This is a genomic window from Acidobacteriota bacterium (assembly GCA_019347945.1).
In the GTDB taxonomy this organism is placed as follows: Bacteria; Acidobacteriota; Thermoanaerobaculia; order Gp7-AA8; family JAHWKK01; genus JAHWKK01.
Genome location: JAHWKK010000026.1, coordinates 44,069 through 55,265 on the forward strand (window position 1 = coordinate 44,069; position 11,197 = coordinate 55,265).

Sequence of the window (11,197 nt, forward strand, 5' to 3'; positions counted from 1 at the left end):
GTAACCTCTCCTATCTCACCCTAGAGTCACAAGCCTGCCCCAGATCCTTCGCCCGCGCTGCGCCAGGCTCAGAATGACGAATGTTGCGTTTGCGCGAAGCGACGATCATGGACGAATGTTTGCTCTCGCGAACCCCCGGTTCGTTATCCTGAGCCGCCGAAGGACGGCGTGAATCCGCATTGAGAGGTCAGGACAAGTGATCACGCGCCCGCCTCTCCTTTCACTCTTCACTCTTCACTCTTCACTCTTCACTCTTCACTCTTCACTCTTCACTCTTCACTCTTCACTCTTCTTCTTGAGGTTACCCTTCGCGCCGCCTCTTCTTTCACTCTTCACTCTTCACTCTTCACTCTTCTTCTTGAGGTTACCCTTCGCGCCGCCTCTTCTTTCACTCTTCACTCTTCACTCTTCACTCTTCTTCTGTATCCCCGGACACATGGTACGGGCACCCAGCGTACAATCCCCGCATGGGTAGCGACATCGCGGTGGTGCTCGGAGGAGGCGGCGCGCGTGCGGCCTATCAGGTCGGCGTCCTGCGTGCGATCGCGCGAGAGCGTCCGGAGTTCCGCTTTCCGATCATCACGGGCGTCTCGGCGGGCGGCATCAACGCCGCGTTTCTCGGGGCCGTCGGCGCCGATTGCTCTCTTCACCCCGTCGATCAGCTCACCGAGCTCTGGATGACGCTCCGGATGAAGGACGTCTTCGAGACGGACTCGCTCACCGCGAGTCGAATCGCGATGAGCTGGCTCAAGCGTCTCGCTTCGGGTGGCCGGGGGGCGCGAAACGCGAGCCCCGCCCTTCTCGACACGAGCCCGCTCCGGGAGTTTCTCGGGAAGGCGTTCAATGCCCGGGCGGACGGGTCCATTCCAGGCGTGGAGGAAAATATCCAGCATGGCGCGCTCGACGCGCTCGCGCTCACGACGCTCAACTACACGACTGGGCAGACGATCACCTGGGTGCAGGGGCGCGAGATCGAGACGTGGGAGCGCCCGAACCGTCGCAGCATCCAGACTCCGATCACCATCGAGCACGTCATGGCTTCAGCCGCCCTCCCGATACTCTTTCCTGCTGTGCAGATCGGCGCCTCCTGGTACGGTGACGGCGGCGTCCGTCTCTCGGCGCCGCTCTCGCCGGCCCTCCATCTCGGCGCACGCCGCATGCTCGTGATCTCGACCCGTTACAATCGCAGCTTCGAGGAAGCGGATATCGCCGAAACTCCCGGGTATCCCCCGCCGGCCCAGATTCTCGGCCAGCTCGTGAAGGCGATCTTTCTCGACGTCATCGATCAGGACGTCCTTCGCGTCGAATTGATCAATTCTCTTCTCGAGAACCTCGAGCCGGATGCGCGCCTCGGTCTTTCTCCGATTCGACTTGTCGTCGTCCGCCCCTCCGAGGATCTCGGTGTCCTCGCGGCTGGCTACGAAAAAACCCTCCCTCCCGCTTTCCGCTACATGACACGGGGCCTCGGTTCACGCGAAACGAGGAGCGCCGATTTCCTCAGCATGCTGATGTTCGAGCCGGAGTTCATGATGAAGCTCATCGATCTCGGCGAGAACGATGCGGACGCTCAGATGGAGGAGATCCTCGGCGTTCTGGATGAAGAGCGACCGGCGGAACAATCGCGAATGACGGGTGGTTGACCCGATTCGGTGCTGGGGAGTCGCCAAGTGGTAAGGCAGCGGCCTTTGGAGCCGCCATTCGTAGGTTCGAATCCTACCTCCCCAGCCAGTTGCCTCCTCTGAAGCAGTCTCCACGTTTGCCACCCGGACACGGACTCCCGCCAAGTCCGAACGTCATCCAGACTCTTAGCTCATCCCGCCGGCCGATTCGCCTCCCTGCGTAGAGACTCCATGCTACGCTCTTCTCGATGCGAGGCGTGTCCAAACGAGCACCCGGCGAGAACGCCCTCCGCGACGCGGCAATCATGCAGCGTACGATGAACCGCCTGCGTGGCGAAGCTCTCGTCCCGCGTGGCGTCTATCGCTTCGCTACCCACGAGGAGGCAGACGAGTGGATGATGAGGATGATGGCCGCTACTCAACAATCACGGCGAACGAAGTGAGCCCTCCTTCCCTCGCCCTTCGCCCCTCACTCCGAGTAGCGTGTCCGAAACTCCTCGGAGGCGAGCATCGTGCGGAGGATCACTTCCCGGCTGGCCCCCGCTCTGAGCCTTTCCTCGTAGAGCTGAAGCCCCGGCGGATCCGGCTCGCGAAGAAGAAGGACGCGATAGAGCGTCTCCACGAGCTCCCGATCGCTCTGTTCCTCGAGCCCCTCGAGCCGCGCGATCGCGAGATCCTCGATCGTCCTCTCGTCTGCGATGACCTCCTCCGCAATTGCCGGCGGGTAGCCCATCCTGGCGAGCAGCCCTTCGAGCGCAGCGACGTCCCACTCGAAGACCTCCATCACGGCTCCCGCCCCGAGGCGGTGCCAACGGAAAAATCGCTGCCGCAGTCGAGATCTTTCCCCCTTCCCGTCGACGATCTCCACGATGAGGTCGGTATTCAACCGGATGCCCTTCGGACGGTCCTCGAACAGGGCGACGAAGCGGGGCTTCTCGAACCCGTAATCCGGATGTGCGACGGCGACCATCGGATCCGGCTCGAGTCTGGCGGGAAGACGAACCGCTTCGTTCTGGAAGAGAAGATCGACCGAGGAAATCCCGCGCGGCGAGAGAGCCCATCCTTCGACGGTGAGCCTGCCGTGAACCTCCCCCTGCTCGCGCGGACGATAGAGATGACCGAAGGTCGCATCGATCCAGGTGATCCCGTTCCTGTCGAGAAACACCTCGAGGTTCTCGCGCTCGCTTCGCCCGGCCGGGTCGACTCCATCGAGCGCTGCCATCTCTCCGGCTCGTGGCTCATTGGAAACGACCGCAAAGACGTAGTCGTGACCCGAGACGTGAGGAAATCGGCGGAGATAGCGAAGCCTCCCGCCGGCGAGCTGGTCCTCGAGCCAGCTCCGAATCGCTGGTGGCGCGTCGCGCCGGTCGTTGTGAACGATCACGAGCGATGCATCGTTCGACTCGAGCTTCGCCATCGCCCCCGGACGCACCGGGTCGGCTCCGAAGACGTCCCGGAGCTCGTCATGAAGCGGCGTCATGAAACCGGACGTCCCGTTCATGATCGGCTTGTTGTGGATCGTCGACGCGAAGACATACCGATATTCATGATCTCCTCCGATCGGCAGCTCGAGCGTTCCACCCGACACCGGCGCATCGCGCAACCACTCGTAGACCGCTGCACGCTCGGTTGAAACGACCCACCAGTGAATCGGCGCCGACCAGAGCTCAGCGAGCATCAGGAGCGGAACCGTCACCGCGATCAGGATCCGCCGCCACCCCTTCGTCCACCGGAGAAGGACGCCGAAGCCGGCTGCTGCCAACACCGACAGGCCGCAGTAAGCGATCATCGCCCATCGCGCCGGCACTCTGAGGCTTCGGAAGGGCTCGAGTGCTGTGAACAGTGCCGTGTGGAAGGCGGCATTCAGCCCGAGCGACCCGAAGAATCCGATGACGACGAGCGCGAGTCCGATCCAGATGACATCGTTTCGATCCGCCCTCGCGATCGTTTCCCCGAGGCTGCCTCGGTCTGCCATCCATCGCGGATAGCGGAACCAGAGCCGGACGATGGCGATGCAGATGAAGGCGAGCAACGGAATGGAATCGAGAAGGCCTGCAACCCTGGAGAATGAATCACTCGTGTGAAGGAGGCCCGCAATCACCCCGACCGCGGCGATGAGAAGAGCCAGATCGAGCCGACGGACCAGCGACGAAGCCGCAGATTCCCCATCCTTCCGGACTTCCGCTTTCCTGACGCTTCCGCTGCGGCCGAGCAGGGCAACGCCGGTAAGGAGCAGCACGAACGCTCCGGGAAAGAGTGTCCTCTCGGATCTCCGGATCTCACGTCCGAGCTTGCCCCAGGTCCGGCTCGACTCCGCGCCGACCGTCCAGTCCGCCACGGTTGCCGAATAGAACGAGGCCTCCCCCGAATCACGCACCATTCCGTACTCCTCCGACGCAATCCGGTAGGGAACGAGGATCGGTACGAGCAACAGATTGGCGATCACGAAAGCCGTCGCGAAGAAACCCCACGTGCGAATGTTCCCGACTTCTCCTTCGAGTGCGAGCACAACGAGGGCGAGCAATGGGATGGTGACTGCTGCAAAGAGGAGCCAGTGAATGTTCGACAGGCCGTTGAAGACGTAGGCGACGATGAAAACGAGGGCCGCCATCCGCCCGGGCCGTCGCATGAGGGAAACGAGCGCCGCGAAGCTCAGCGGAAGCCACACGGCCCAGACATGCTGCAGATGCGCGAAGTGCTCGAACCGGTACGGGAGGAGCGCGAAATAGATCCCGGCGACGAGCGAGACCAGCTCGACCCACCATCCCGTGACCAGATCCGACAGCAGCGTCCGAGCGAGGACGTGCGCGCCGTAACCGGAGAGCGCGATCCCGGCGATCATCGCCACGTTGTATGCCGTCAGCGGCGAAGCGCCCGCGAAGCGGAGCGGAAACGTGAAGATCGCAATGCCGTAGAGGTTCTCGCTGAACGCGAGACTCCACGGATCGGGATGAAAAATGTTCGCATGGAAAAGCGGCCGGCTCGAGAACGTCGCAAGCCAGTCCCAGTGGAGTATCCACGCATTCAGCAGCGGGTCGCCGGGATCGTTGACGGCGCGATCGAGGAGCCGGGCCAGCGGCCAGCTCGCGCCGATCGCGAGCAGTGAGTAGGCGGCGAGCCAGCCGATCTCTCGAACCACCAGTCGCGCTCTCGGAATGCGGCTCATCGGCGAGATCCTATCCGGGAAGTGGGGCTGGGAGGAATTCGGGCCTGGCTCGTCGAAACGACCCTGGGCATTCTCGCACGCTACGCACGCCTCCCGAGGCCGGGTCCCCCCGGTTGCCACTCCGTTTCGAGGACAGCTGGATCGAGAGGGGAGGCGGGAATATCGCCTGACTAACATGGTTGGCTAAGCCATGATCGAGGTCAACATTCACGAAGCCAAGACTCATCTTTCCAGACTTCTGGCAAAGGTAGGAGAAGGCGAAGAAGTGATCATCGCCCGCGCGGGCGAGCCGGTGGCGAAAATCGTTCCCTTTGCGCGGTTGTCTCGCAAGCGGATCGCAGGAACCGAGAAGGGTCGCATTACGATCGACCGGGATTTCGACGCCCCTGCCGATCCCCTCACCTTCGCATGAATCGATGAGAGTTCTGTTGGACACACACGTTCTCTTGTGGTGGCTCGCTGAGCCAGAGCGTCTGAACAAGAGAACGCGCGGGATTCTCCAGTCTCAGGACAACGAGGTTCTTCTCTCTTCGATCAGTGTGCTGGAGATCGTGATCAAGAGCGACCTCGGAAAACTGCAACTTTCCGAGCCTCCGGAGCAGTTGATCAAAAGAGTGATCGTCGAGCAGGCTCTCGTACCGCTGTCGGTGAAGCACGATCATGCGCTGGCGGTGGCCTCGCTCCCGAGGGTTCACGCCGACCCATTCGATCGCGTGCTGATCGCTCAGAGCATCACCGAGTCCATACCTCTGCTGACTGCAGATGCTACCTTTCGCTCCTACGAGGGCCTCGACGTCATATGGGCGGGCGGCCGGCAGCAGTGACCTAGAGAAGAGTGAAGAGGCTGTTACTCAAAGCCCTTCACTCTTCACTCTTCACTCTTCGTTCACTCCACTCCTGATAGAAGGTGCCGCCCTTCTCCGCGACGCGGCGAATCGCCTGCGAGGGCTCGAACCGTTTGCCGTGCTCCTTCGCCAGCGCTTCGAGTCGTGCAAGAACGCGGTTGGAACCGAGAGTATCCCCGTACCGGAGGAGCCCGCCGCGGAATGGCGGAAAACCGGTTCCCATGATCATTGCGAGGTCGACGTCTGCTGCACTCGCCGCGATTCCTTCGTCGAGAATCCTCGTCGCTTCATTGATCATCGCCAGGATCATCCGCTCGGACATCGCCTTCCGGTCGCCGGCCACGGGATCGTCGACTTCGAGAAGCCGGTAGACGTCCTCGTCGGGCTCGTCCCTCTTCCCGTTGTCCCATACGTAGATGCCACGGCCGTTCTTCTTTCCATAGCGCTCGTCCGCGACCAGCGTCTCGACCAGAGGCGAAGCCTCCATCCGGTCCCCGAACGCCTCCATCATGATCTGCCCCGACTTTGCTGCGATGTCGATCCCGACCTCGTCGAGAAGTGCGAGGGGTCCGAGCGGCATCCCGAAATCGGTCATCGCTCCGTCGATCGACCCGATTGAATTTTCCTCGATCAGGAGGAAACCCGCCTCGTTGATGTAGGGAGCGAGGATCCGGTTGACGATGAACCCCGGGCCGTCCTTGCAGATGACCACGGTCTTCCCCATCCGCTTGCCGAGCTGATGGATCGTCGAGACCGTCTCGGGGGAGGTCTTCTCGCCGACGATCACCTCGACGAGCGGCATCTTGTCCACCGGACTGAAAAAGTGCATGCCGATCACATTTTCGGGATGGCTCGCAGCCTCGGCGATCCGCGTGATCGGAATGGTCGATGTGTTGGTGGCAAAGATGACGCCGGGCTTGCCGACCGATTCGACTTCGCGAAGGACTGACTGTTTGATCTCGAGCTTTTCGACGACGGCCTCGATGACGACGTCGACGGAGCGGAAGCCGGTCCAGTCGGTCGTCATCGTGATCTTCGCGAGACTCGCCTGCATCTCCCGGCGGCTCAGCCTTCGCTTTTCCACCTTCTTCTTCCAGATCTTCGACGCGGCGCGCATTCCGCCGGCGAGCGCATCCCACGAGATGTCGCGGACTCGGACCGGAAGATTCGCCTTCTCGACCAGCGTCTGAGCGATGCCGCCGCCCATCAGGCCCGCCCCGAGAACGCCGACCGAGTCGACCTTTGCGGGATCAGGCCCTTCGTGGCGCTTCGCCGCCTCCATCATGAAGAAGAGCCGCACGAGATGCGGTGCGACGTCACCCGTGATCAGCTCGGACGCCGCCCGCGCCTCCGCTTCGAGTCCCGCTTCGTAATCATCCTCGAAGCCCTTCTTCATCACCTCGATGGCTCTCAACGGCGCCGGATAGTTTCCGAGCGTCTGCTTCATCACACCCGACCGCGCCTTGTCGAAGATCACTTTTCGCGAGAGCGGATTGCCTTCGACATAGATGCGTGACTTGTCCGCCTCCTTCTTCGAGGACTGCCGCCTGGCGAACGTCCGGGCTGCATCCATCCGGATCGACGCGGGGATCACATCGTCGACGAGTCCGATCCCCTTTGCTTTCTTCGCCCGGATGTTCTTCCCGGTCAGGATCATGTCGAGCGCGGCGGGAAGTCCGACGATCCTCGGAAGCCTCGTCGTGCCGGTCCAGGCGGGGATGATGCCGAGCTTCACCTCCGGAAGGGCGATCATCGACTTTTCCCAGTCGGTGATCAGCCGGTAGTCGCAGTTGAGCGCCATCTCGGTGCCGCCCCCCATGCAGACCCCATGAATCACGGCGAAGGTCATCTGGGGAAGGCGGGACAGCTTCGTGAAGACGCTCTGTCCGTACCGGACGAACTCCGCCGCTTCGCTGGCATTCGGCACGTCCTGAAATCGGGAGATGTCGGCGCCCGCGATGAATCCGCTTTCCTTGCCCGATGCGATCAGGACCCGGGTGATCGAGCTGCGCGCCGCGATCTCGCCGAGGATGCGGTCGAGCTCCTCGACGCTTTCGGGAGTGAACTTGTTGAGCTTCTCATCGGGGAGATCGAACCAGAGGATACCGATGTCGTCCTCTTCGTCCAGCCTCCAGGCGTGGCGAACCACGGGTTCGGCAACCGTCATCTCAGACAATCTCCTTATCGGCTGTCGGCGAGGTCTTCCTCGGCGTAGAGATCATCGATCAGAGAAGCGTACTTTTTCTCGACGACGCGCCGTTTCACCTTCATCGACGGGGTGATCTCCCCATCCTCGATCGAAAAATCGCGAGGAAGAAGAGTGTATTTTCGGATCTGTTCCTGCCGGTCGATTCCGGCGTTGTAGCGTGCGATCTCCTCGTCGAAGATTTTCCGCACCCAGTCCTTCTGGATGAGCTCTTCGAATTCGGTGCCGGACTCCCCTCGCTTCTCCCGCTCCTTGTCGAGCCGCTCGAAGTTCGGGACGATCAAAGCGACGAGAAACCTTCGTCGATCACCGATGATTACCGGGGTCGCGATCCAGGGAGAGGTCTTGAGCTGATTCTCGAGCGGCTGCGGGGCGATGTTCTTGCCGTACGCGTTGACGATGATGTCCTTCTTGCGATCCGTGATGACCAGGAATCCGTCCGAATCGATCTTCCCGATGTCCCCGGTGTGGAACCATCCCTGCGGGTCGATCGCCTGGGCCGTCGCCTCCGGCTTCTCCCAGTAACCCTTCATGACGTGCGGTCCTCGGGTCAGGATCTCTCCATCTTCGGCGATCCTCACTTCGATCCCTTCGATCGGCTTCCCGACGGTCCCGAGCTTTCTCGCCTCGGGCGTATTGACCGAGATCACGGGGGAGGTCTCGGTCAGTCCGTAGCCTTCGTAAATCTCGAGTCCGGCACCGATGAAAAACGCCGCGAGATCCGCCGAGAGCGGCGCACCTCCCGACATGGTGAATCGGACGTTGCCGCCGAGCCGCCCGAGAATTTTCCTGAAGACGATGGCATGAGCAACCGCGGCCTTGATTTTCATTCCGAGCGGCATCGGCTTTCCTTCGACCGCGTAGGGAAGCTTTTCCTGCGCGACGCCGAGCGCCCAGTTGAACAGCTTGAGCGAGATCCCCCCCTTCGCCGTGACGGTGTCGAGAATCTTCGCCTGCATCTTCTCGAAAAGCCGCGGGACGGAGGCGAAGAGATTCGGCTTGATCACCTGAAGGTTCTCGCCGGTTCGGGTCAGATCGTCGTTGTAGGCGATCACCACACCTCTGGCGAGGAGAACGAAGTCGAACATCCTCTCCAGAATGTGGGTCAGCGGAAGAATGCAGAGTGCGACGTCTCCCGGTTTGACCGGAATGAGATCGAGCGACGCCTTAACGTTGCTGGCGATATTTCCGTGCGTGAGCACCGCACCTTTCGGCTCTCCGGTGGTGCCGGAAGTGTAGACGATCGTCGCGATGTCCTCGGGCGTTACACGCCTGACGGATTGGTCGAACGCCGCGCGACCCTTCTCCGCTTCGGTGCTTCGGCCACGCTCCACGATCGATTGAAAGGTGTAGTCGCCCTGATCGGCGGCGCCGTCACAGAGGATCACATGCCTCAGCGAAGGAAGGCCGCCTCGTATGGAGCGGATCTTTTCCATCTGCTCCGCGTCGGAGACGATCACGGCGACCGAACCGGAATCGCGCATGATGTACTCGATCTGGCGATCGATCAGCGTGGCGTAGACCGGCACCGAGATCGCTCCGGCGGTCAGAATCGCGAGATCCGACATCGTCCATTCCGGCCGGTTCTCCGACAGGATCGCCACCCGATCACCGCGGCGGACTCCGAGCTCGGTGAGTCCCATCGAAAAATGACGAACCGTGTCGCCAAACTCCGTCAGCCCGATGTCCTTCCACTCCTCGCCGTCCTTGTACTTCATCGCAACGGCGCGATCGATCTCGAGGGTTCGGAGATAGATTTGCGTGAGTGTCTCAATCATCGTCGCGCTCCTGCCGTCTGATTCAGGGACAAGGCCATCATATTCGATGATTTCAGGTCAAACGGGAGGGAAGCGGAAGAGTGAAGAGTGAAGAGTGAAGAGTGAAAGGAATGCTTGACTGGGAGGGCGAGCCTCCGGTGAGCCGCGATCCTGGAAACCGAACCTGAAACCCGCAACGATCTGGGCGGTGTTTGGCGCCCGCTATCCAATCCCGCCAGATCGCGGCTCGCCAGAGGCTCGCCCTCCCGCTGGTACGTGGCGAAAGGCTGTTCTTTCTTTCACTCTTCACTCTTCACTCTTCTTTTCTCTCTTCTTTCTCTTTCATGTCGAGGACGTCGGCGCTCGTCGCCCAGCGGGAACCGTGGTGGCGGACTGCGAGCTCTTTCCAGATTTTCGACAGCGCATCGAAGCCTTCGCGTTTGTAAGCCACCGCCCCCTGCCAGTACATCACCTCAGCGTGAACCTCGTCGATGCTCGTGAGGCTCGCGGCGATGTCGAGCGCGGCGGCCGCCGCGTCCGGCTCGTTCCCCACGAGCCGATCGAGGGCGAGTGCCATGTGAAGCCGGGCGCGAAACTCTTCAGGCGGAAGCCAGCCGGTCCACCGCGCCACCTCCGAGCCTCGGCCATTCAGAACGACGAACATCGGTGCCCAGATCGGTTTCGCCGAGCGGAAGAGATGACGAAGCTCGGGTTGGGGCTCGCGAATGTTCACCTGAACGCTGATGAAACGCGCGGCGAGGAGCTCCTGGACAGCGGCGTCGGGGTACGTCACGGCACCCATCTTCCGGCATCCGAGTCAGCCGGGGGACCACATTTCCAGCAGGATCGGACGACCCGTTTCAGCGCTCAGCGCGGACGCTTCAGCCCACGGAATCCACTCGACCGCCATCGTGTGATCGTAGCAAAAACGACCGCGCGACGACCTGATGGTCAGTTCGGCTTCTCGGAGCCGGGAACCCACGCGACGGATCGCGCCTGGCTCCGTTCGGTCGCGGTGGCCCACAACTCCTTCGGGTCGGAGAAGAGAAGGTCTTCATGAGGGGGCATGACGGTCCAGACCTCGTTCGCGATCTCGCTCGCGAGCTGTCCGGGCCCCCAGCCGGCATACCCGAGGATCAGCCGCAGCTCCTCTGGCGGATTTGCGGAGATCCGCCCGAGGACGTCGAGTGAGAGGGTCATGCGAAGGTCGTCCATCTCGAAGATCGATTCTCCGATCGGCTCGGCGGAACGGTAGAGGATCAACCCGGAGGTCGGTTCGACCGGGCCACCGAACCAGGCCGTCGCATCCGGCCGGCCGGCCCATTCGATGTCGAAGCGCTCGAGGACCCGCGCCAGCGGGATCTCGGTTGGGCGATTGAGGATCACTCCCGCGCTGTACTCCTCCTCGTGACCAGTCAGCAGAATCACGCTCTCGAAAAAAAAGGGATCGAGCACGTGGCCGGTGGCCACGAGCAGACATGGAGCTCTCAGAAACTGGATCGTCTCCCCCACGGATCCGATTGTACCTTCCCGAGACGGGGTCGGGTCTGAACATGGAACTTAACCGGTGAAGCCACGGCAGATTTGTCCGTTCTCGAGGTTAA

General features: G+C 61.8%; 10 protein-coding genes and 1 tRNA gene. 6 read left to right on the plus strand and 5 right to left on the minus strand.

What is annotated here, in order from left to right:
* Window positions 1-196: 196 nt before the first annotated feature.
* The 4 genes from KY459_14280 (at window position 197) to KY459_14295 (ending at window position 2,062) form a co-directional block, all read left to right on the plus strand.
* A complete protein-coding gene (locus KY459_14280; protein MBW3565876.1) occupies window positions 197-475 on the plus strand; it encodes a hypothetical protein in 279 nt (92 codons plus the stop codon).
* On the plus strand, window positions 468-1,640 hold the full coding sequence (locus KY459_14285) for a patatin-like phospholipase family protein (GenBank protein ID MBW3565877.1): 1,173 nt from the start codon (window positions 468-470) through the stop codon (window positions 1,638-1,640). Before KY459_14280 ends, KY459_14285 begins: the two co-directional genes overlap by 8 nt.
* A 13-nt stretch (window positions 1,641-1,653) precedes the next feature.
* A tRNA-Gln gene (locus tag KY459_14290) sits at window positions 1,654-1,728 on the plus strand.
* 148 nt (window positions 1,729-1,876) lie between these two features.
* A complete protein-coding gene (locus KY459_14295) occupies window positions 1,877-2,062 on the plus strand; it encodes a hypothetical protein (protein MBW3565878.1) in 186 nt (61 codons plus the stop codon).
* 26 nt (window positions 2,063-2,088) lie between these two features.
* Here KY459_14295 and KY459_14300 read toward each other — a convergent pair whose 3' ends face one another.
* Window positions 2,089-4,785, minus strand: a complete 2,697-nt coding sequence (locus tag KY459_14300; GenBank protein MBW3565879.1) for a DUF4214 domain-containing protein — start codon at window positions 4,783-4,785, stop codon at window positions 2,089-2,091.
* A gap of 190 nt (window positions 4,786-4,975) precedes the next feature.
* Between KY459_14300 and KY459_14305 the strand changes: the two genes are divergently transcribed.
* Both KY459_14305 and KY459_14310 read left to right on the plus strand, forming a co-directional pair.
* Window positions 4,976-5,197: a type II toxin-antitoxin system Phd/YefM family antitoxin gene (locus KY459_14305; protein MBW3565880.1), complete on the plus strand. Its 222-nt coding sequence runs from the start codon at window positions 4,976-4,978 to the stop codon at window positions 5,195-5,197.
* 4 nt (window positions 5,198-5,201) lie between these two features.
* Window positions 5,202-5,609, plus strand: a complete 408-nt coding sequence (locus tag KY459_14310; GenBank protein ID MBW3565881.1) for a type II toxin-antitoxin system VapC family toxin — start codon at window positions 5,202-5,204, stop codon at window positions 5,607-5,609.
* A 37-nt stretch (window positions 5,610-5,646) separates the two neighbouring features.
* Here KY459_14310 and KY459_14315 read toward each other — a convergent pair whose 3' ends face one another.
* The 4 genes from KY459_14315 to KY459_14330 form a co-directional block, all read right to left on the minus strand.
* Window positions 5,647-7,797: an enoyl-CoA hydratase/isomerase family protein gene (locus KY459_14315; protein MBW3565882.1), complete on the minus strand. Its 2,151-nt coding sequence runs from the start codon at window positions 7,795-7,797 to the stop codon at window positions 5,647-5,649.
* 14 nt (window positions 7,798-7,811) lie between these two features.
* A complete protein-coding gene (locus tag KY459_14320) occupies window positions 7,812-9,614 on the minus strand; it encodes a long-chain fatty acid--CoA ligase (GenBank protein ID MBW3565883.1) in 1,803 nt (600 codons plus the stop codon).
* A 292-nt stretch (window positions 9,615-9,906) separates the two neighbouring features.
* Complete coding sequence (locus tag KY459_14325) at window positions 9,907-10,395, minus strand: thioredoxin family protein (protein ID MBW3565884.1); 489 nt, start codon at window positions 10,393-10,395, stop codon at window positions 9,907-9,909.
* Between the two features lie 149 nt (window positions 10,396-10,544).
* Window positions 10,545-11,105, minus strand: coding sequence for a YqgE/AlgH family protein (locus tag KY459_14330; protein ID MBW3565885.1), 561 nt, complete (start codon window positions 11,103-11,105; stop codon window positions 10,545-10,547).
* Window positions 11,106-11,197: the final 92 nt, after the last annotated feature.

Coding starts and splice junctions, on each gene's coding strand:
- KY459_14320 (MBW3565883.1), bottom strand. CDS start 9,614: ATGATTGAGACACTCACGCAAATCTATCTCCGAACCCTCGAGATCGAT.
- KY459_14285 (MBW3565877.1), top strand. CDS start 468: ATGGGTAGCGACATCGCGGTGGTGCTCGGAGGAGGCGGCGCGCGTGCG.
- KY459_14315 (MBW3565882.1), bottom strand. CDS start 7,797: ATGACGGTTGCCGAACCCGTGGTTCGCCACGCCTGGAGGCTGGACGAA.
- KY459_14305 (MBW3565880.1), top strand. CDS start 4,976: ATGATCGAGGTCAACATTCACGAAGCCAAGACTCATCTTTCCAGACTT.
- KY459_14300 (MBW3565879.1), bottom strand. CDS start 4,785: ATGAGCCGCATTCCGAGAGCGCGACTGGTGGTTCGAGAGATCGGCTGG.
- KY459_14325 (MBW3565884.1), bottom strand. CDS start 10,395: ATGGGTGCCGTGACGTACCCCGACGCCGCTGTCCAGGAGCTCCTCGCC.
- KY459_14310 (MBW3565881.1), top strand. CDS start 5,202: ATGAGAGTTCTGTTGGACACACACGTTCTCTTGTGGTGGCTCGCTGAG.